Genomic DNA, 19,518 nt, shown 5'->3' on the forward strand with positions numbered 1-19,518 from the left:
TACGATCTGCCCCAAGGGCGGGGCCGTAGCGCAGAGGCAGGCGCACCGGTCTCCAGAACCAGAACACGCCGGTTCGAATCCGGCCGCCCCGCCCCCTCGAAGACCCGCTGTTCGAAGAGCGCGCGGCCCATCCGCTCACAGGAAACGTCGAAGCAGTCCCGGTGCCGGGGGAACACCTCGCGCGCTGGTGCCTCGGGGGCCGCACACGCGTCCACGGCGGCCGGTGCGGTGCCGCAGTACCCGGCGGCCCGCAGACTCCCGGCGCGGGCCCTGACCGCACGGCCGTCGGTGGCGCTCCGGCCGGCCCGCGCGCGCACCGCGTCCGCCGGCCCGGACCAGGCCGAGAACCAGGTCCCCCCGTCTTCGCCCGCCGCCGCGGGGACGGCGGCCAGGACCCCGCCCACGTCGGCGCCCCGCCGCCGGGCCGAGCCGAGCCGAGGGCGAGCGGGATCTCGCGGTCGAACTGCTCGTCCTCACTGATCAGGTAGGTCATCTGTCCCGGCCAGGAGCCGTGTGGCCGGGTCGCACACCGCCGGGCCGGCGAGTGGCCCCGCGCCCCGGCAACCGGCCAGGCATGCGGGCGGCCCGCTCGCGCGGCACGCTGGTAGGAGAGCGACGTGGCGAGGGGAGGAGCTCCCATGGGACACACCGAACGGCGGCCCGCCACCCGGGCCCGGGCCGAGAAGCCCGTCGGCGCCGGGAGCGTGTTCTTCTCCTTCGCCCCGTGGGTCGTCTTCGGCGTCGTGGCCAGCCCCAGCACCTGGGAGTACGCGGCACTGGCCGCGCTGATCGCCGCCGTCGTGCTCTCCGGCAAGGACATGCTCCGGGGCCGGTTCTTCGTCCTGGACATGGTCGCCATCGTGTTCTTCGCCGTGCTCTGCGTCCTCGCCCTCGCCCTGGACCGCCACGAGCTGATCTGGCTGGAGACGTACGCCCAGGTCATCTCCAACGCGGTCGTGGCCGTCGTGGCGCTCGGCTCCCTGCTGTCCGATCCCTTCACGGCGCAGTACGCCCGCCACTCGGTGCCGCGCGAGTACTGGGACTCGTCCGTCTTCAACCACGTCAACACGGTGCTCACCGCGGCCTGGGGCGCGGTCTTCGCGCTGATGGCCCTGTCCACCTGGCTGGCCATCCGGATCCCGGCCGGCAGCGACTGGTTCAACTGGGTGGTCCCCATCGCCCTGCTGGTCTGGGCCGTGAAGTTCACCGAGCGCTACCCGGACAGGTACAAGCAGCGGGTGGCCGCCTAGGCGATCGCCCCCGCCGTCCTGACCAGTTCCCCGGTCGTGCCGTGGAAGGTGCCGAGGAGCTGGGCGAGCACCGCCCAGGCCTCCTCGCGGTCGCCCAGGTGGTCCCGGACCAGCGGGCGCAGCGCGTCCTCGGCCTCGGCGGCGCGGCGCGGGAACAGCACATGTCCCAGGGAGAGCACCTGCAGTACGTCCCGGGCCGGTCCGTGGTCCAGGGCGTACGCGGCGGGCCCGGCCAGGATCCCGGCCCGGCGGACGCGGAAGTCGAACTTGCGGTGGGTGCCGAACTGGGCGCGCAGCGAGGGCGGGCAGTCCGGGCGGACGGACAGGGCCCAGCGCACGTACCCGGGCAGGGAGTTCTCGCGGTCCGCCTCGGCGACCGTCTGCCAGTGCTCACGCCGGTAGACCATGGAGGCGGCCTCCCGCGCGGCGGCCATGGAGTCCGACTCGCGCAGGGCCGGCACCAGCCCGAGGCGGGCGACCCGCTCCGGGACCGGCGGTGCCTCGTGGCCGTCGCGCAGGGCCGGATCGACCTCCACCGCGAGCAACCGTCCCGGGGCGAAGGGCACGCCGTCCAGGACGGCCCGTCGCAACGCCGTGTCCCGGTCGGTGAGCAGCCGCCAGACGACGGTGTTGAGATCCGGATCGTCCTCCTGGAGCATCCACAGCACCACGGAGGACGGCAGCGCCGGCAGCCCCCAGGGGATCCGGCGCCCGGCCTCCCGCAGGTCCTCCGGCGCCGGCCGGGGCAGTCCGACGCGCGCGCGTACCCGGTCGGCGTCCGCGGAGTCGATCAGGTCCAGCAGGAAACCGACCGCCCGGCCGGAGGTGGTGTCAGCATGCATGCGCGCATGATGCCGCAGGCCACCGACAGGGCGCACCGGAGAATCCGGGCGCCCGTCCGTCCTGGCGTCACGCGCCGGCGCGCGCCGCCATCCGTGCCTTGCGCGCGGCCAGCTTCTCGTCGAACTTCGAGGCCTCCGCGTTCAGACCGCCCATGTACAGGCCGAGTTCCTCCTGCGCCTGCAGGCCCTCCGGACCGAGACCGTCGATCTCCAGGACCTTCAGGTGGCGCAGCACCGGCTGCAGCACGTCGTCGTGGTGGATGCGCAGGTTGTAGACCTCGCCGATCGCCATCTGGGCGGCGGCACGCTCGAAACCGGGGATGCCGTGGCCGGGCATGCGGAAGTCGACCACGACGTCCCGCACCGCCTGCATGGTCAGGTCGGGAGCCAGCTCGAACGCGGCCTTCAGGAGGTTGCGGTAGAAGACCATGTGCAGGTTCTCGTCGGTCGCGATGCGGGCCAGCATGCGGTCGCAGACCGGGTCGCCGGACTGGTGGCCGGTGTTGCGGTGCGAGATGCGGGTCGCGAGCTCCTGGAAGGCGACGTAGGCGACCGAGTGCAGCATCGAGTGCCGGTTGTCCGACTCGAAGCCCTCGCTCATGTGGGACATGCGGAACTGCTCCAGCTTGTCCGGGTCGACCGCGCGGGAGGCGAGCAGGTAGTCGCGCATCACGATGCCGTGCCGGCCCTCCTCGGCGGTCCAGCGGTGCACCCAGGTGCCCCAGGCGCCGTCCCGGCCGAACAGCGAGGCGATCTCGTGGTGGTAGCTGGGCAGGTTGTCCTCGGTGAGCAGGTTCACCACCAGCGCGATCCGGCCGATCTCGGTGACCTTGGACTGCTCCTTCTCCCAGGCCTGGCCGTCCTCGAAGAAACCGGGGAAGTTACGGGCGTCGGTCCAGGGCACGTACTCGTGCGGCATCCAGTCCTTGGCGACCTTCAGATGGCGGTCCAGTTCCTTCTCGACCACTTCCTCCAGGGCGTACAGCAGCCGCGCGTCGGTCCAGGCGGACGAGCTGCCGAGGTGGGGAGAAGTGATCGTCACGAGAACTCCAGGGGGACGCCGAACAAGGGGGAACGCACGGGAGAGAACCGGCGAGCGGGGCCGGGAACCTACGAGATCGTAGGCTACGAACCCGTAGGTTACGAAGCCGTAGGTTAAGCGCGCTGTAAAGATCGCTGATCAGGACCAGTGCACAGGCGAATCGGGACATGCCAAACCGCCCCGGGACTCGCAGGTCCCGGGGCCGAAGAGGCGAATCGATCACCCGTCAGGCGTACAGCTCCCGCAGCCGCACCGAGAGGCACGTCACACATCCTTCAAGCTTCTCGAACTCGGAGATGTCCACCGTGACCACCTCGTGGCCGAGGTCGGTCAGCAGCTCCGCGGTCTTCGGGGCGCTCGCCGACATCAGCAGCTTGCCGCCGCCGAGCAGCACCACGTGGGCGCCCGCGTCCTCCGGCACCGCGAGGAACCCCGGGAACAGCGAGGGCCGGTCCACGTTCGGGATGTGCCCCAGAATCGTTCCGTCGGGCAGTGCGGTGACCGCGGACTTCAGATGCAGCACCTTGCTCACCGGTACGGCGACCACGCGCGCGCCCAGCGGCTCGAACGCGGCCCGCAGCTGCTGCACACCGGCCGCGTTGGTCCGCCCGCCGCGGCCGACGTAGACGGTGTCGCCCACCTTGAGGACGTCACCGCCGTCCAGGGTGCCGGGCTCCCAGACCCAGTTCACCGAGCAGCCGAGGCGGGCCACCGCCTCCTCGACGCCGGCCGTCTCCTCGCGCCGGGACTCGGCGCCGGGCCGGGTGATCAGCGCCACGTTCCGGTACATGACGACCGTGTCCTCGACGAACACCGAGTCCGGGCAGTCGTCCTCCGGGTCCACCTCGACGGTCTCCCAGCCGTGCGCGCGCAGGGTCTCCGCGTACGCCTCCCACTGCTCCTGGGCGAGCTCGACGTCGACCTTCTCCCGCTCGATGTGCGTCACCAGGCCTTCGGCGAGGCGCGGGCTGGGGCGGCGGATGAGGGCCTTCTTGCTGGGCACGGCGGGTCTCCGGGGTCGGGGTTCGGTCCGGCGCCCGTGGTGGGGCGCCGGACCGCCATCATGCAGGGCGGGCGCGTGTCGACAAAACCCCTGCCGTCAGGCCGCGCCCTCACCGAGACCGGCCACCTCGTCCGGTGTCGTGCCCGTCAGCTCCCCGTCCGCCATCAGCAACCACCGCGTGATCCCGATCGACTCCAGGAACGGCAGGTCGTGACTGGCGACGACCAGGGCGCCCGCGTACGACTCCAGGGCCGTGGTGAGCTGCCGGACGCTCGCCATGTCGAGGTTGTTCGTCGGCTCGTCCAGCATCAGCAGCTGCGGGGCCGGTTCGGCCAGCAGCAGCGCGGCCAGCGTCGCCCGGAAGCGCTCGCCGCCGGAGAGCGTCCCCGCCTTCTGGTCGGCCCGGGCACCCCGGAACAGGAAGCGGGCCAGCCGGGCGCGGATCCGGTTGTTGCCGGCGTCCGGCGCGAACCGGGCCACGTTCTCGGCGACGGTCAGCTCCTCGTCGAGGACGTCCAGCCGCTGCGGCAAAAAGCGCATCGGCACGTGCGCGTGTGCCTCGCCCGCGACCGCCGGCAGCTCCCCGGCGATCGTCCGCAGCAGCGTCGTCTTGCCCGCGCCGTTGCGCCCGATCAGCGCGATCCGCTCGGGCCCGCGCAGATCGAGGATCCCCTTCACCCGCGAGCCGTGCGCGAGTTCCAGGTTCTCCAGCGTCAGCACGTTCCGGCCCGGCGGTACGGCCGTGTACGGCAGTTCGACGCGGATCTCGTCGTCGTCCCGTATCGCCTCCGCCGCCTCGTCCAGGCGTTCCCTGGCCTCGGCGAGGCGTTCCTCGTGCATGATGCGGTGCTTGCCCGCGGACTCCTGGGCCGCGCGCCTGCGCGCCCCCATGACGATCTTCGGCTCGCGCTTCTGCTCGAACATCTTCTGCCCGTACCGCTTGCGGCGGGCCAGTTTGACCTGGGCGTCGGAGAGTTCGCGCTTCTGCTTGCGCACATCGGCCTCGGCGACCCGCACCATGCGCTCGGCCGCCTCCTGTTCGACTGCAAGGGCCTCCTCGTACGCCGAGAAGTTGCCGCCGTACCAGGTGACCTCCCCGGCCCGCAGGTCGGCGATCTGGTCGACCAGGTCGAGGAGTTCACGGTCGTGGCTGACCACGATCAACACGCCCGGGAAGGACGCGACGGCCGCGTACAGCCGCCTGCGGGCGTACAGGTCGAGGTTGTTGGTGGGTTCGTCGAGCAGCAGCACGTCCGGCCGTCGAAGGAGCAGCGCGGCCAGCCGCAGCAGCACCGACTCACCTCCGGACACCTCGCCGACGGTCCGGTCCAGGCCGATGTGGCCGAGCCCGAGTTCGCCGAGGGTGACCAGGGCGCGCTCCTCGACGTCCCAGTCGTCGCCGAGCGTCTCGAAGTGCCGCTCGGACGCGTCGCCCGCCTCGATGGCGTGCAGCGCGGCCCGCCGGGCGGCGATGCCGAGCGCATCGTCGACGCGCAGCGTGGTGTCGAGCGTGACGTTCTGCGGGAGATGGCCGACCTCGCCGGCCACTTTCACGGTGCCCTCGGCCGGCGCCAGCTCCGCGGCGACGAGCTTCAAGAGCGTTGACTTCCCTGATCCGTTGACGCCGACCAGGCCGGTGCGGCCGGGGCCGAAGGAGATGTCCAGGCCGTCGAAGACGGGGGAGCCGTCGGGCCAGGCGAAGGACAGGGACGTGACGGTGATGGAAGCAGACATGAGCGCCTCGCGGTTGCTTGCGGTGTCAGGGGGCAAACGCGTGTCGAGACACCGCGAGGCAGAAGCCGGGAGGGCCAGGGAGGGATCCTGTGCCGGGAGGACGGCTCACACGCCGAGGTCGAACGCCACAGACACACCTCATGGGTGTGACGCGGTGTCTCACAACCTCAGACGAGCAACGTCCTTCTCCGATCGACGGCAACAGAAGCGTCGTCAACGTTAGGAGGGGGCACATGGGGTGTCAACGCAATTGAGCGGCGGCCTCCGCCCGGGAGCTGCCGGACGTGCCGGGTCAGCAGGCGTCCCGCATCAGTTCGGCCAGGTCGTGGTCCAGGTCGAGCTGGAGGTGTTCGAGACCGGTGGGGACCAGGTCGCCGGTCGCCTCCAGGAACCGGCGTATCTCGCCCGTGCGCACATGGATGACGGCGGTGCCCTCGGGGGCGTGGAACTCCAGCACGGTCCGGTCGTAGCCGTACGGCCGTACCCGGACGTCCCCGTTGCCCTCGGGAGCGTGCAGCCCGGCTGCCAGCAGTTCGCGGGAGAACGTCCAGCAGACGTCGACCCCCTCCAGGGTGGCCGGGGCCGGGAAGGCCATGCGCACGGCGAAGGGGTCCTCACGGTCGTAGCGCAGGGTGGCGGGAATGCTCGGCATGCGCGGTGACGCGGCGACCAAGCGGGCCTCTACGGGCTGCTCGATGACGGTGGACAACGCCTTGCTCCCTCGTGACGGTGGTACGAATTTCCGGGCGTGTGAGACCTGGCACTGGAAGAGACGAAGGAAGCGGCCGATCCGTGCACAGAAAGAGCGAGTGACCTCTGTCACCGGGCTTATTCACACCTGCGGCTTACCTGCCGCAGGAGGCTGGAGGGCCCTCTGGACGACACGGTGGCGGTCGGCTAGCTTCGCGCGCCATGAGGCGCTTGGGAAGCACGCGACGCAAGGAACGAGCCCGGCGTACCGGCCGAGCGGCCGCGGTGGGGGTGGCGTGCACGGCGGCGCTGGCCGCGCTGACCGCCGGTTCCGCGCAGGCCACGACACGGGCACCGCACTGGGCGGTCAAGGACACCGGCACTCCGGACGTGCGGTTCCGGGGGCTGGCCGCCGTCGACCGGAACACCGCCTGGCTGGCCGGTACCGGCGGCACCGTGCTGCGCACCACGGACGGCGGGACGAGCTGGCAGAACGTCTCTCCGCCGGGCGCGGCCGACCTCCAGTTCCGGGACGTGGAGGCGTTCGACGCGCGCCGCGCGGTGGTGCTGGCCATCGGCGAGGGCGAGGCGTCCCGGGTCTACCGCACCGACGACGGCGGCCGGACCTGGACGGAGTCCTTCCGCAACACCGACCCCGCCGCCTTCTACGACTGCATGGCCTTCTTCGACCGCCGCCACGGCCTCGCCATGAGCGACCCGGTCGACGGCAGGTTCCGCATCCTGTCGACGAGCGACGGCGGCCGTTCGTGGCGCGTGCTCCCGGAGGACGGCATGCCGGCCGCCCTGGCCGGCGAGGCGGGCTTCGCGGCGAGCGGCCAGTGCCTGGTCGCCTCGGGGCCGAAGGACGCCTGGCTGGCCACCGGCGGCGGCGCCCACGCGCGCGTGCTGCACTCCACCGACCGGGGCCTGACCTGGACCGCCGCCGACACCACGATCCCGGCGGGCGACCCGGCCAAGGGCGTCTTCGCCCTCGCCTTCCGGGACCGCGCCCACGGCCTCGCGGTCGGCGGCGACTACCGCCCCGACCAGGTCTCACCGCAGGCCGCCGCGGTCACCCAGGACGGCGGCCGCGGCTGGCGGACCGCAGCCGCCCCGCCGCCCGCCTACCGCTCCGGCGTCGCCTGGCTCCCGCACAGCCGCACCACGGCCCTCGCCGTCGGTCCCACCGGCACCGACCTGACCACCGACGGCGGCCGCACCTGGCGGACGGTCGACACCGGCTCGTACGACACCGTGGACTGCACACCGGACCTGAGCTGCTGGGCGGCCGGCGAGCAGGGGCGGGCGGCACGCCTGGAGAACTGAACCGTGGGTACCCGTTCTCCGCATACCGAGAAAGGAGCGGCCATGCCCAGCGGATCCAGCCCCAAGCGGGAACGCCAGTACGAGCACATCAAGGAGAGCGCGCTCGACCGGGGCGAGAGCAAGAGTCGCGCCGAGGAGATCGCCGCCCGGACGGTCAACAAGGAACGCGCCCGGTCCGGCGAGTCCAAGTCCGCCAGCCGCAGTTCCACGCAGGACATGTCGTCCAGCAAGCGCGGCGGCCAGCGGTCGGGCAACCGGCAGGGCTCCCAGGGCCCGACCCGGGACCAGCTGTACAACGAGGCCAAGCAGCGTGGCATCGAAGGCCGTTCGAACATGAACAAGGCCCAGCTGCAACGCGCCGTCAACGCCAAGAAGAGCTGACCCGCCACAGCACCCGCGCGCGTGCGGTGCTCGCGACCCTGGCCGCACGCGCGCGTGGCGGGCCGTACGCTCGTGCCCACCATGACGACGACCGTACGCGCCCCGGCGGGCTGGCCCGCGACCGAGGAACAGGCCCTGGCGGCCCAGGACGAGCTGCGGGGGCGGGTGGTCCTCGACGAGCCGGGCCCGGCGCCCGGCACCGGTCATGTCACCGGCGTCGACGTGGCCTACGACGACGAGCGCGACCTGGTCGCCGCGGCGGCCGTCGTCCTGGACGCGGCGACCCTGGAGGTCGTCGCCGAGGCGACCGCCGTCGGCCGGGTGTCCTTCCCGTACGTGCCGGGACTGCTCGCCTTCCGCGAGATCCCGACCGTGCGCGCCGCCCTCGACGCCCTGCCCTGCGTACCGGGCCTGGTCGTCTGCGACGGCTACGGTCTCGCCCACCCGCGCCGCTTCGGCCTCGCCAGCCACCTGGGCGTCCTCACCGGCCTGCCCACCATCGGCGTAGCCAAGAACCCGTTCACCTTCGCGTACGACGACCCCGGCGCCCCGCGCGGCAGCCACGCGCCGCTGCTCGCCGGCACCGAGGAGGTCGGCCGTGCCCTGCGCACCCGGGACGCCGTCAAGCCGGTCTTCGTCTCCGTCGGCCACCGGGTGAGCCTCGACCACGCCTGCGCCCACACCCTCGCGCTCACTCCGAGGTACCGCCTGCCCGAGACCACCCGCCGCGCGGACGCGCTGTGCCGCATGGCGCTGCGTGAAGCTCAGGCCTGAGTAGCGATTCTGAGTACGAGTACGGATGCCGCTGTTACAGTCCGACGGCAGGCTGACCCGCATGACGACACACCGTGCACCCAGATCCGTGGCCGCCCCCGCCCAGTCCGCCGAGCGCGCCGTGAACGCGGCGCTGGCCCTCGCCGTGGTGGCAGGGTTCGCCTGGATCGTCGGGATGCTCTACACGGTGCTGGCGTGGCAGTCCTGACGGCGCCCGAGTCCGCTAGAACGTCGCAGCCACCCGGAACGCGATGCCGGCCGCGCGCAGCCGCTCGGTCAGGGCGTCGCCCATCGCCTGCGCGGTGGTGACCTGGCCGGCCGTCGGCGGCAGGTCGTCGAAGGCGAGGGAGAGGGCGGCCTCGGCGAACATCTTCGCCGTCTCGCCGTAGCCGGGATCCCCGCCCGAGACCTCCGTGAACACCCGCCGTCCGCCGCCCTCGCCGACGAACCGGACCGTGAACCAGCTGCGGGCCCGCTTCTGCGCGTCCGGACCCTCCCCGGGCTTGAGACGGTCCGACAGCCAGCGCCGGACGGGCGGCAGCTGGGCGGCCGCCGCGAGTGCGCCGACGGCCGCTGTCCCGCCGAGGGCCACCGGCAGGTGCTTGACGGCCGCGTAGTGCCGGTAGCGGAAGTCGGGGCCGTAGCGGTCCAGCGCCCTGGCCGAGCGGAGCACGATCTGGGGGTCGATGGTGGGCAGCGGCAGCGCCCAGGCGCCGACCTCGGGCGCGAACCGCGGGACACCCGTCGGCGCGCTTGTCCGGCGGGTCATCAGCCGGGGCTCGTGCCGGGCGCGGTCGCGCGCGGCGGCGATCATCTGCCGGGGGCGTGCGAACTGGTCCAGCGCGGAGGCGAAGGTGCCGCCGGAGAAGGCCGCGTCGGCGGTCACGAACCCGTCCACGGTCAGCGGCACGCCCTCCGGCAGCTGCCGGACCGTGAAGTACGCGCCCAGGTCGTGCGGGACCGAGTCGAAACCGCACGCGTGCACCAGGCGGGCGCCCGTCTCACGCGCGCGTGCGTCGTGCCGCACGTACATCAGGTCCACGAACTCCGGCTCGCCGCACAGGTCGAGGTAGTCCGCGCCGGTGTCCGCGCAGGCCGCGACCAGGTCCTCGCCATGACGGCCGTACGGCCCGACCGTCGAGGCCACCACGCGCGCGTGCTCGGCGAGAGCGCGGATCGTGGCCGGCTCCGCCGCGTCGGCGAGCACCACCCCGACCTCGGCGCCGCCCGTCAGCCGCTCGCGCAGCGCCTCCAGTCTGCGCTCGTCCCGGCCCGCGACGGCCCAGCGCAGGCCTTCCGGCGCGTGGGCGGCCAGGTACTCGGCGGTGAGCTCGCCGACGAACCCGGTGGCTCCGAAGAGCACGAGGTCGTAGCGACGATCCGTCGTTTTCAGCCTGCTCATGACACCTCTCGGTCCTGCAACCCGCGCCGTTGTCGGTGGCTGAGGCTAGCGTGAGGAGTGCGGACGCACCCCTGCGGGGTATCTTGACTAAGCGCTTGCTCGTCCACATGCTCGGAACACTTGTGCCCAGTGGAACGCGTTCTTAGCATCATCGGTGTTACATCAGTTGTGTCACATGACTGGGGGCGGCATGACCGCAGGGACGCCAGGACACGGCCCGCTCTCCGGCGTGCGCGTGGTCGAGCTGGCCGGCATCGGACCGGGCCCGTTCGCCGCCATGCTCCTCGCCGACCTGGGCGCCGACGTGGTCCGCGTCGACCGGCCAGGCGGCCCGGGCCTCGCCGTCGACCCGGCGTACGACGTCACCAACCGCAACAAGCGCTCGGTACTGGTCGACCTGAAGTCCCCGGACGGCCCCACCCGCGTCCTCGACCTGGCCGCCCGCGCCGACATCCTGATCGAGGGCTACCGCCCAGGCGTCGCCGAGCGGCTCGGCGTCGGCCCCGAGGACTGCCACGCCCGCAACCCCCGCCTGGTCTACGGCCGGATGACCGGCTGGGGCCAGGAAGGCCCGCTCGCCCACCGCGCGGGCCACGACATCGCCTACATCGCCCTGACCGGCACCCTCGGCATGATCGGCCGCCCCGACGAGCCCCCCGCCGTCCCCGCCAACCTGCTGGGCGACTACGCGGGCGGCTCCCTCTACCTCGTCGTGGGCGTCCTGGCGGCGCTGCACCACGCCCGCGCGAGCGGCACCGGCCAGGTCGTGGACGCCGCCATCGTGGACGGCACCGCGCACCTCTCCGCGATGATCCACGGCATGGTGGCCGCGGGCGGCTGGCAGGACCGGCGCGCGGCCAACCTGCTGGACGGCGGCTGCCCGTACTACGGCACCTACGAGACCGCCGACGGCGGCCACATGGCGGTCGGCGCCCTGGAACCGCAGTTCTACGCCGAGTTCCTGAGGCTGCTCGGCGGCCTGGACGACCTGGGCGACGCCCGCAAGGACTGGACCCGCTGGGACGAGCTGCGCGAGCGCGTCGCCGCCCGCTTCAAGGCCCGCACCCGGGACGAGTGGACGGCGGTCTTCGAGGGCTCCGACGCCTGCGTGGCCCCCGTCCTGACCCTCCGCGAGGCCCCGCACCACGCCCATCTGGCCGCCCGCGGCACCTTCACCGACCACGGCGGCATCACCCAGCCCGCCCCCGCCCCGCGCTTCTCCGCGACCCCCACGGCCGTACACACTCCTCCCGCCCGGCCCGGCGCCGACACCGGTGCGGTGGCCCGTGACTGGGACGTTCCGGCACTCCTCGACGACCATGACAAGGACGGCACCTGATGGAGCTCTCGACCTTCCTCGACTACGCGGGCGACCCGCGCGCGGCGGCGGACCGGGCGGCCGCGCTGGAGTCGGCGGGCCTCGACGCGGTCTGGGTCGCGGAGGCCTACGGCTTCGACTCGCCCACGATCATGGGCTACCTGGCCGCCCGCACCGAACGGATGAAGATCGGCTCCGCCATCCTCAACGTCTACTCCCGCACCCCCGCCCTCATCGCCCAGACGGCCGCCGGCCTCGACGCGGTCTCCGGCGGCCGCGCGATCATCGGCCTCGGCGCCTCCGGTCCCCAGGTGGTCGAGGGCTGGCACGGGAAGGCGTACGACAAGCCCCTCGGCCGTACCCGCGAGACCATCGAACTGACCCGGCGGATCCTGCGCCGCGAGGTCATCGACCACCACGGCATCACCGACATGCCCCGCCCGGGCGGCCTCGGCAGGCCCCTGAAGATCCTCACCAAGCCGGTCCGCCCCGACGTCCCGCTCTACGTCGCCGCCCTCGGCCCCGCCAACGTCCGGATGACCGCCGAGGTCGCCGACGGCTGGCTGCCCACCCTGTTCATCCCCGAGAAGGCCCACCAGGTGTGGGGCACCCCGCTGGCCGAGGGTGCCGCCCGCCGGGACCCGGCCCTCGGCGAGCTGAAGATCGTCGCAGGCGGCCTGCTCGCCATCGGCGCGGACGCGGCCGCCGTCCGCGACCTGGCACGTCCCCGGATCGCCCTGTACGTCGGCGGCATGGGCGCCCCCGGCAAGAACTTCTACAACGACCTCGCCGTCGCCTACGGCTACGAGAAGGAGGCCCGGCTCATCCAGGAGCTGTACCTCGCCGGCCGTAAGAAGGAGGCCGAGGCGGCCGTACCCGACGAGTTCTGCGAGCTCATATCCCTGTGCGGCCCGGAGGGTTACGTCCGTGACCGCATCGCCGCCTTCCGTGAGGCGGGCGTGACCATGCTGGAGATCGCCCCCGTCGGGCCGGACCCGGCCCGCCTGATCGAGACCGTCAAGAACTGGCTCTGAGCCGGCCGGAACTGGCTCTGCCCCCACCGCGCGAAAACCCTCGTTGAAAGGCTTGTCAGTGAGCACCGAAGCGTACGTGTACGACGCGATCCGCACCCCGCGCGGCCGCGGCAAGGCGAACGGCGCCCTGCACGGCACGAAGCCCATCGACCTGGTCGTCGGGCTCATCCACGAGATCCGTGACCGCTTCCCGGACCTCGACCCGGCCGCCGTCGACGACATCGTGCTCGGTGTCGTCGGCCCGGTCGGCGACCAGGGATCCGACATCGCCCGGATCGCCGCGATCGCCGCCGGACTGCCGGACACGGTCGCCGGCGTACAGGAGAACCGCTTCTGTGCGTCCGGCCTGGAGGCCGTCAACATGGCCGCCGCCAAGGTCCGTTCGGGCTTCGAGGACCTCGTCCTCGCGGGCGGCGTCGAGTCGATGTCCCGGGTGCCGATGGCCTCGGACGGCGGCGCCTGGTTCAACGACCCGATGACCAACCTGGCCGTCAACTTCGTGCCGCAGGGCATCGGCGCCGACCTGATCGCCACCATCGAGGGCTTCTCCCGGCGGGATGTCGACGAGTACGCGGCCCTCTCCCAGGAGCGCGCGGCGACCGCCTGGAAGGAGGGCCGCTTCGACCGTTCCGTGGTCCCCGTGAAGGACCGCGCGGGCCTCACCGTCCTCGACCACGACGAGCACCTGCGGCCCGGCACCACCGCCGACTCGCTCGCCAAGCTGAAGCCCTCCTTCGCCGACATCGGCGAACTCGGCGGCTTCGACGCGGTCGCGCTGCAGAAGTACCACTGGGTCGAGAAGATCGACCACGTCCACCACGCGGGCAACTCCTCCGGCATCGTCGACGGCGCCTCCCTGGTCGCCATCGGCACCAGGGAGATCGGCGAGCGCTACGGCCTCACCCCCCGCGCGCGGATCGTCTCGGCCGCCGTCTCCGGCTCCGAACCGACCATCATGCTCACCGGCCCCGCCCCCGCCACCCGCAAGGCCCTCGCCAAGGCCGGCCTCACCGTCGACGACATCGACCTGGTCGAGATCAACGAGGCGTTCGCGGCGGTCGTCCTGCGCTTCGTGAAGGACATGGGCCTGTCCCTGGACAAGGTCAACGTCAACGGCGGCGCCATCGCCCTCGGCCACCCCCTCGGCGCCACGGGCGCGATGATCCTCGGCTCGCTCGTCGACGAACTGGAGCGCCAGGACAAGCGCTACGGCCTCGCCACCCTGTGTGTCGGCGGCGGCATGGGCATCGCCACCATCGTCGAGCGCGTCTGAACCCCGGCGGAACCGGAACCAAGAGACCTCACGGAGACACGAACCATGACCGAGAGCACCACCATCCGCTGGGAACAGGACGACACCGGTGTCGTCACCCTCGTCCTGGACGACCCCAACCAGTCCGCCAACACCATGAACGCGGCCTTCGCCGAGTCCCTCGCCGCGGTCACCGACCGCCTGGAGGCCGAGCAGGACTCGATCCGGGGGATCATCTTCGCCTCGGCCAAGAAGACCTTCTTCGCCGGCGGCGACCTGCGCGACCTCATCCGGGTCACCCCCGAGACCGCCCAGGACCTCTTCGACGGCGGCCTCGCCATCAAGCGCGACCTGCGCCGCATCGAGACCCTCGGCAAGCCGGTCGTCGCCGCGATCAACGGCGCGGCCCTCGGCGGCGGCTTCGAACTCGCCCTCGCCTGCCACCACCGCATCGCCCTCGACACCCCCGGCACCAAGATCGGCTGTCCCGAGGTCACCCTCGGCCTGCTCCCGGGCGGCGGTGGAGTCGTCCGCACCGTACGCCTCCTCGGCATCGCCGACGCGCTGCTGAAGGTCCTCCTCCAGGGCACCCAGTACAACGCCACGCGCGCGCTGCAGAACGGCCTGATCCACGAGGTGGCCGCCACCCCCGAGGAACTCCTCGCCAAGGCACGCGCGTACATCGACGCCAACCCCGAGTCGCATCAGCCCTGGGACAAGCCGGGCTACCGCATCCCCGGCGGTACGCCCGCAAACCCCAGGTTCGCCGCCAACCTGCCCGCCTTCCCGGCCACCCTGCGCAAGCAGACCAACAACGCGCCCTACCCGGCGCCGCGCCGCATCCTGGCCGCCGCCGTCGAGGGCAGCCAGGTCGACTTCGAGACCGCCCAGGTCATCGAGGCCCGGTACTTCGTGGAGCTGGCCGCCGGGCAGATCTCGAAGAACATGATCCAGGCGTTCTTCTTCGACCTCCAGGCCGTCAACTCCGGCGCCAACCGCCCGAAGGGCATCGAGCCCCGCAAGGTCACCAAGGTCGCCGTGCTCGGCGCGGGCATGATGGGCGCCGGCATCGCCTACTCCTGTGCCCGCGCGGGCATCGACGTCGTCCTCAAGGACGTCTCGGCCGAGGCCGCCCTCAAGGGCAGGGGCTACTCCGAGAAGCTCTGCGCCAAGGCCGTCGCCAAGGGCCGTACCAGCCAGGAGAAGGCGGACGCGCTGCTCGCCCGGATCACGCCCACCGCGGACCCGCAGGACCTGGCCGGCTGCGACGCGGTCATCGAGGCGGTCTTCGAGGACACCGCCCTCAAGCACAAGGTCTTCCAGGAGATCGAGTCCGTCGTCGCCCCCGACGCCCTGCTCTGCTCCAACACCTCCACGCTCCCCATCACCGCCCTCGCCGAGGGCGTCGAGCGGCAGACCGACTTCATCGGCCTGCACTTCTTCTCGCCCGTCGACAAGATGCCGCTCGTGGAGATCATCAAGGGCGAGCGCACCGGCGACGAAGCCCTCGCCCGCGCCTTCGACCTGGTCCGGCAGATCAACAAGACGCCGATCGTCGTCAACGACTCGCGCGGCTTCTTCACCTCCCGGGTGATCGGCCACTTCATCAACGAGGGCGTCGCCATGGTCGGCGAGGGCATCGAGCCCGCCTCGGTCGAGCAGGCGGCGGCCCAGGCCGGCTACCCGGCCAAGGTGCTCTCCCTGATGGACGAGCTGACGCTCACCCTGCCCCAGAAGATCCGCCGCGAGTCGCGGCTGGCCGTCGAGGAGTCCGGCGGCACCTGGACCGCACACCCCGCCGAGGCGGTCATCGACCGCATGGTCGACGAGTTCGGCCGCCCCGGCCGCAGCGGGGGAGCGGGCTTCTACGACTACGCCGAGGACGGCAGCCGCGCCGGCCTGTGGCCCGGCCTGCGCGAGCACTTCACCAAGCCCGGCCACCAGATCCCGTTCCGGGACATGCAGGAGCGCATGCTCTTCGCCGAGGCCCTCGACACCGTCCGCCTCGTGGAGGAGGGCGTCCTCACCTCGGTCGCAGACGCCAACATCGGCTCGCTCTTCGGTATCGGCTTCCCCGGCTGGACCGGCGGCGTCCTCCAGTACGTCAACGGCTACGAGGGAGGCCTGCCCGGCTTCGTGGCACGCGCCCGTGAACTCGCCGACACCTACGGCGAGCGGTTCACCCCGCCCGCACTGCTGGTGGCGAAGGCGGAGCGGGGGGAGACCTTCACGGACGGCCGCTGAGCCGACGCCGGGCCGAGTGCGCGGAGCGGGCCCTCCTCAGGGGCCCGCGAGCCACTGGTGCACCTCCGCGCCGAGCGACCGCTGGAAGGCTGTCAGCAGTGCCTGGACCACCAGCGGCTGCATGTGGGCGGACAGCGACTTCACGTCCGCCTCGGTCCGCTCCGCCACCTCGGCCCGGAACAGCTGGGACAGCTCGTGCGCGGCCGCCCGCGCGTGCTCGGTCAGGACCGTGCGCGCGGCCAGGATCGCCTTCTCCGACAGCGGTACGTCGAGGAGCTGTACGGCCAGCCGGAGCAGGCCGGGGTCGACGCGGTAGCCGTCCCCGTCGGGCCGTACGACATCCATGGCGACGAGCCGTTCGACATCCTCCTCGTCCAGCGGCCGTCCGGCCCGCCGCCGCAGCTCGGCGGCCGTCACGGTCTCCTCGGTGTCCGGTGACCAGGAGGCCACCACGGCCCGGTGGACGGCCAGGTCGTGGTGGCTCAGGCCGGGCGGCAGCTGCCGCAGATAGCGCTCGATCGCCGCCAGTGTCATGCCCTGGTGCTGCAACTCCTCGATCAGCGCCAGCCGGGCGAGGTGGTCCGGCCCGTAGTGGCCCACCCGCCGCGGACCGATCACCGGCGGCGGGAGCAGCCCCTTGGTGCCGTAGAAGCGGACCGTGCGGACCGTGGTGCCGGCCCGCGCGGCCAGCTCGTCGATGGTGAGCGCGGGCTCCGCGGAATCGCCGTCGGTGTCGGTCGTCATGTGCAGCAGTATCGCTGTCACACCAGTACTGCGACACCGGTTGGCGCGGGGCGATGTGTCCGCCCGATGTCCACCTTCACCTCATGACCGGCACCTCGTGAGAAGTCCCGCTCTGTGAAGTGTGCCATCGCATACGCCGCGGTGCCCGGGGGGAAGGAGGCGCCTTGGTCTGTGCCCACACCGAGCGCGCCGACCGACTACGTCCGGACACCCGAGCGCGATCCGCTCGGGCGCACCAGAGAGTGGAACAACCTGTGAGCAAGGACGCCGTGGACACGGCAGAGGCCGCCGCTACCCGGGCCGAAGCGGCCCGGACGCCCGCGGACGCGGGTGACGCCGGGGTTCGGGGTCCGCCGCCGGGTCTCCCAGGCAGCCGACAAGGAGCTCTCGCAGCTCACGAAGTAGCAGGTCAGCGTCATTGTCAGTGGCATCGCCTACGGTGGCGTCATGTCGGAGATCACATACATCCTGGGTGACGCCACCGCACCGTCGGCCAAGGGCGTCAAGGTGATCGCCCACGTCTGCAACGACCTGGGGGGCTGGGGAAAGGGCTTCGTCCTGGCGCTCTCCCGCCGCTGGCCGGAGCCGGAGAAGGCATACCGCGCCTGGCACCGCGACCGCGCGAACAACGACTTCGCCCTGGGCGCGGTCCAGCTGGTCCGCGTCGAACGCTACATCTGGGTGGCCAACATGATCGGCCAACGGGGGACCAGAACCGGCAGCAAGGGCGTGCCGGTCCGGTACGAGGCGATAGACACGGCCCTGGCCAAGCTCGCCGACGAGGCGACGGAACTCGGCGCATCCGTGCACATGCCGCGGATAGGCTGCGGCCTGGCGGGCGGCAAATGGTCCCGAGTCGAGCCGCTGATAAAGGAGCGGCTGGTCACCCGCCAAATCCCGGTCACCGTGTACGACTACGGCAACGAAGCGCCCCATTAGGGGCGCGGGGAACTGCGCGACCAGCCACAACCGGCCCGCAGCCCCCCCACTCACCGCACCCGGCACATGCTCAGTGCACGTCGTTCGTAGCCTCGATCCGCTTCCACGACTTCGGCTGGACCGGAGCCACCGCCGCCCTGAACGCGGGCGCCGCCGGCTTCGTCGGCTGGAACAGCCACGCATCGAACAACCCGGACAGCGACTTCCCCGACACCTTCTCGGCGTACCCCTCGAAGTCCGCCACCGAGGCGTTCCCGTACGCGTGCTCCTTCGGCCACCCCTTCAGAATCGTGAAGAACGCGTCGTCCCCGACCGCGTTCCGCAGCGCCTGCACCGCCAGCGCCCCCCGGTCGTAGACAGCGATGTCGAACTGGTCGTCGGGGCCGGGATCCCCCGGCTTCACCGTCCAGAACGCGTCGTCCGCCGGATGCGAGGCGTACACGTAGTCGGCGAGTTCCTGCGTCGTGCCCTCGCCCTCGTGCTCCGACCACAGCCACTGGGCGTAGCGGGCGAAGCCCTCGTTGAGCCAGATGTCCTTCCAGCCCTTGAGGGAGACGTCGTCGCCGTACCACTGGTGCGCCAGCTCGTGCACGACCACGGAGGTGTTGGCGCCGTTCGCGAACTGCTTGGGGCTGTAGTAGACGCGGGTCTGCGTCTCCAGCGCGTACCCGGTCGTGGTGTTCGGCACGTACCCGCCGGCCGAGCTGAAGGGATACGGCCCGAAGTAGCCGGAGAGCCAGTCGACGAGTTCCCCGGTGCGCTCCACGCTGGCCCGCGCCGCCCCGTCGTTGTCGCCGAGGTCCTCGCTGTAGGCGTTGACGACGGGAACGCCACCCTCGGAGGTGCTCGTCGTGATGTCGAACCTCCCGACCGCCAGCGTGGCCAGATAGGTCGCCTGCGGCTTGTTCTGCCGCCAGTTGTACCGGGTCCAGCCGCGCTGCGAACTCGTCGACTGGAGCGAGCCGTTGGAGATGACCTGGGTGCCGTCGGGAACGGCCACCGACACGTCGTAGGTCGCCTTGTCCAGCGGGTGGTCGTTGCTCGGGAACCACCACCAGGCCGACTCGGGCTCGTCCGCCGCGACCGCCCCGTCCGGTGTCCGGTGCCACGTGTTGAAACCGTATGCGCTCTTCGTCGACGGGACCCCGCTGTAGCGGACGACGACGGTGACCGGTGTGCCCTTCGCCAGCGGCGACCTGGGCGTGACGACCAGCTCGTGCTGACCGGTCGTGGCGAAGTCCGCCTTCACCCCGTTGACCCGCACCTCGCTCACGTCCAGCAGGAAGTCCAGGTCGAAGCTGGACAGGTCCTGTGTGGTGCGCGCCAGGATCGTCGCCGTACCGGCCAGCTCGTCGGTGGCCGGCTGGTACTGCAACCGGAGGTCGTAGTGGGAGACGTCGTAACCGCCGTTGCCGTAGTACGGGTAGTAGGGGTCGCCGATGCCCGGTGCGCCGGGGCTGTAGCTCGCGGCCGATGCCGGGATCGCCAGCAGCAGGGAAGCCGCCGCGAGGGCGGCCGGCGCGAGGATTCTGCGGTGCACGAG

18 protein-coding genes and 1 tRNA gene are annotated in these 19,518 nt (G+C 71.9%); 11 read left to right on the forward strand and 8 right to left on the reverse strand.

From position 1 onward, the window contains the following. The first annotated feature begins 17 nt into the window (after positions 1 to 17). Together OHB00_RS43680 and OHB00_RS43685 are read left to right on the forward strand one after the other, a co-directional pair. A tRNA-Trp gene (locus OHB00_RS43680) sits at positions 18 to 93 on the forward strand. 545 nt (positions 94 to 638) lie between these two features. After that, entirely contained in the window at positions 639 to 1,250 is a 612-nt protein-coding gene (locus tag OHB00_RS43685; protein ID WP_406443496.1) for a hypothetical protein, read from the forward strand. Here OHB00_RS43685 and OHB00_RS43690 read toward each other — a convergent pair. From OHB00_RS43690 to OHB00_RS43710, 5 genes are all read right to left on the reverse strand, one after another. Then, a complete protein-coding gene (locus tag OHB00_RS43690; RefSeq protein WP_406443497.1) occupies positions 1,247 to 2,092 on the reverse strand; it encodes a hypothetical protein in 846 nt (281 codons plus the stop codon). The two genes, OHB00_RS43685 and OHB00_RS43690, sit on opposite strands and share 4 nt — an antisense overlap. Positions 2,093 to 2,159: 67 nt before the next feature. Further along, positions 2,160 to 3,134, reverse strand: coding sequence for an acyl-ACP desaturase (locus tag OHB00_RS43695; protein ID WP_406443499.1), 975 nt, complete (start codon positions 3,132 to 3,134; stop codon positions 2,160 to 2,162). A 226-nt stretch (positions 3,135 to 3,360) separates the two neighbouring features. Then, positions 3,361 to 4,137, reverse strand: coding sequence for a dimethylargininase (gene ddaH / locus OHB00_RS43700; RefSeq protein ID WP_406443500.1), 777 nt, complete (start codon positions 4,135 to 4,137; stop codon positions 3,361 to 3,363). A 96-nt stretch (positions 4,138 to 4,233) separates the two neighbouring features. Next, positions 4,234 to 5,871, reverse strand: coding sequence for an ABC-F family ATP-binding cassette domain-containing protein (locus OHB00_RS43705; RefSeq protein ID WP_406443502.1), 1,638 nt, complete (start codon positions 5,869 to 5,871; stop codon positions 4,234 to 4,236). A gap of 292 nt (positions 5,872 to 6,163) precedes the next feature. Then, on the reverse strand, positions 6,164 to 6,580 hold the full coding sequence (locus OHB00_RS43710; protein ID WP_406443504.1) for an SsgA family sporulation/cell division regulator: 417 nt from the start codon (positions 6,578 to 6,580) through the stop codon (positions 6,164 to 6,166). A gap of 203 nt (positions 6,581 to 6,783) precedes the next feature. Between OHB00_RS43710 and OHB00_RS43715 the strand changes: the two genes are divergently transcribed. The 4 genes from OHB00_RS43715 (at position 6,784) to mmpA (ending at position 9,250) form a co-directional block, all read left to right on the forward strand. Continuing rightward, positions 6,784 to 7,887: a WD40/YVTN/BNR-like repeat-containing protein gene (locus tag OHB00_RS43715; protein ID WP_406443505.1), complete on the forward strand. Its 1,104-nt coding sequence runs from the start codon at positions 6,784 to 6,786 to the stop codon at positions 7,885 to 7,887. 42 nt (positions 7,888 to 7,929) lie between these two features. Further along, positions 7,930 to 8,268: a plasmid stabilization protein gene (locus OHB00_RS43720; RefSeq protein ID WP_406443507.1), complete on the forward strand. Its 339-nt coding sequence runs from the start codon at positions 7,930 to 7,932 to the stop codon at positions 8,266 to 8,268. 81 nt (positions 8,269 to 8,349) lie between these two features. Further along, positions 8,350 to 9,042 carry an endonuclease V gene (locus tag OHB00_RS43725; RefSeq protein WP_406443509.1) on the forward strand — a complete coding sequence of 231 codons (693 nt, stop codon included), beginning with the start codon at positions 8,350 to 8,352 and terminating at the stop codon, positions 9,040 to 9,042. A 61-nt stretch (positions 9,043 to 9,103) separates the two neighbouring features. Further along, positions 9,104 to 9,250: a morphogenic membrane protein MmpA gene (gene mmpA / locus OHB00_RS43730; protein WP_406443511.1), complete on the forward strand. Its 147-nt coding sequence runs from the start codon at positions 9,104 to 9,106 to the stop codon at positions 9,248 to 9,250. A gap of 15 nt (positions 9,251 to 9,265) precedes the next feature. On the opposite strand, the gene OHB00_RS43735 is transcribed toward mmpA, so the two are convergent. After that, entirely contained in the window at positions 9,266 to 10,444 is a 1,179-nt protein-coding gene (locus tag OHB00_RS43735) for a saccharopine dehydrogenase family protein (protein WP_406443513.1), read from the reverse strand. Positions 10,445 to 10,634: 190 nt separating this feature from the next. On the opposite strand from OHB00_RS43735, the gene OHB00_RS43740 reads away from it, so the two are divergent. The 4 genes from OHB00_RS43740 to OHB00_RS43755 are packed head-to-tail and all read left to right on the forward strand — an operon-like array spanning position 10,635 to position 16,292. After that, a complete protein-coding gene (locus OHB00_RS43740) occupies positions 10,635 to 11,783 on the forward strand; it encodes a CaiB/BaiF CoA transferase family protein (RefSeq protein ID WP_406443514.1) in 1,149 nt (382 codons plus the stop codon). After that, positions 11,783 to 12,796, forward strand: coding sequence for an LLM class F420-dependent oxidoreductase (locus OHB00_RS43745; protein WP_406443516.1), 1,014 nt, complete (start codon positions 11,783 to 11,785; stop codon positions 12,794 to 12,796). The genes OHB00_RS43740 and OHB00_RS43745 overlap by 1 nt, the downstream gene beginning before the upstream one ends. A gap of 58 nt (positions 12,797 to 12,854) precedes the next feature. After that, on the forward strand, positions 12,855 to 14,069 hold the full coding sequence (locus tag OHB00_RS43750; RefSeq protein ID WP_406443518.1) for an acetyl-CoA C-acetyltransferase: 1,215 nt from the start codon (positions 12,855 to 12,857) through the stop codon (positions 14,067 to 14,069). 45 nt (positions 14,070 to 14,114) lie between these two features. Continuing rightward, a complete protein-coding gene (locus OHB00_RS43755; protein WP_406443520.1) occupies positions 14,115 to 16,292 on the forward strand; it encodes a 3-hydroxyacyl-CoA dehydrogenase NAD-binding domain-containing protein in 2,178 nt (725 codons plus the stop codon). A 36-nt stretch (positions 16,293 to 16,328) separates the two neighbouring features. On the opposite strand, the gene OHB00_RS43760 is transcribed toward OHB00_RS43755, so the two are convergent. Continuing rightward, entirely contained in the window at positions 16,329 to 17,036 is a 708-nt protein-coding gene (locus OHB00_RS43760) for a MerR family transcriptional regulator (RefSeq protein WP_406443521.1), read from the reverse strand. Between the two features lie 447 nt (positions 17,037 to 17,483). Here OHB00_RS43760 and OHB00_RS43765 point away from each other — a divergent pair, with 447 nt between their 5' ends. Next, the gene (locus OHB00_RS43765) at positions 17,484 to 17,975 is read left to right on the forward strand and encodes a macro domain-containing protein (protein WP_406443523.1); all 492 of its coding nucleotides are present in this window, start codon (positions 17,484 to 17,486) and stop codon (positions 17,973 to 17,975) included. A 70-nt stretch (positions 17,976 to 18,045) separates the two neighbouring features. On the opposite strand, the gene OHB00_RS43770 is transcribed toward OHB00_RS43765, so the two are convergent. Beyond that, positions 18,046 to 19,515 carry a M1 family metallopeptidase gene (locus tag OHB00_RS43770; RefSeq protein WP_406443525.1) on the reverse strand — a complete coding sequence of 490 codons (1,470 nt, stop codon included), beginning with the start codon at positions 19,513 to 19,515 and terminating at the stop codon, positions 18,046 to 18,048. Positions 19,516 to 19,518 lie beyond the last annotated feature (3 nt).

The sequence above is a fragment of the Streptomyces sp. NBC_00631 genome (genome assembly GCF_045206895.1).
Taxonomy (GTDB): Bacteria; Actinomycetota; Actinomycetes; order Streptomycetales; family Streptomycetaceae; genus Streptomyces.

Bases quoted from the DNA above. Each gene is read 5' to 3' on its own strand.
- OHB00_RS43685 (WP_406443496.1), top strand. From the start codon at position 639: ATGGGACACACCGAACGGCGGCCCGCCACCCGGGCCCGGGCCGAGAAG.
- OHB00_RS43690 (WP_406443497.1), bottom strand. From the start codon at position 2,092: ATGCATGCTGACACCACCTCCGGCCGGGCGGTCGGTTTCCTGCTGGAC.
- OHB00_RS43705 (WP_406443502.1), bottom strand. From the start codon at position 5,871: ATGTCTGCTTCCATCACCGTCACGTCCCTGTCCTTCGCCTGGCCCGAC.
- OHB00_RS43715 (WP_406443505.1), top strand. From the start codon at position 6,784: ATGAGGCGCTTGGGAAGCACGCGACGCAAGGAACGAGCCCGGCGTACC.
- OHB00_RS43720 (WP_406443507.1), top strand. From the start codon at position 7,930: ATGCCCAGCGGATCCAGCCCCAAGCGGGAACGCCAGTACGAGCACATC.
- OHB00_RS43725 (WP_406443509.1), top strand. From the start codon at position 8,350: ATGACGACGACCGTACGCGCCCCGGCGGGCTGGCCCGCGACCGAGGAA.
- mmpA (WP_406443511.1), top strand. From the start codon at position 9,104: ATGACGACACACCGTGCACCCAGATCCGTGGCCGCCCCCGCCCAGTCC.
- OHB00_RS43735 (WP_406443513.1), bottom strand. From the start codon at position 10,444: ATGAGCAGGCTGAAAACGACGGATCGTCGCTACGACCTCGTGCTCTTC.
- OHB00_RS43740 (WP_406443514.1), top strand. From the start codon at position 10,635: ATGACCGCAGGGACGCCAGGACACGGCCCGCTCTCCGGCGTGCGCGTG.
- OHB00_RS43745 (WP_406443516.1), top strand. From the start codon at position 11,783: ATGGAGCTCTCGACCTTCCTCGACTACGCGGGCGACCCGCGCGCGGCG.
- OHB00_RS43755 (WP_406443520.1), top strand. From the start codon at position 14,115: ATGACCGAGAGCACCACCATCCGCTGGGAACAGGACGACACCGGTGTC.
- OHB00_RS43760 (WP_406443521.1), bottom strand. From the start codon at position 17,036: ATGACGACCGACACCGACGGCGATTCCGCGGAGCCCGCGCTCACCATC.
- OHB00_RS43765 (WP_406443523.1), top strand. From the start codon at position 17,484: ATGTCGGAGATCACATACATCCTGGGTGACGCCACCGCACCGTCGGCC.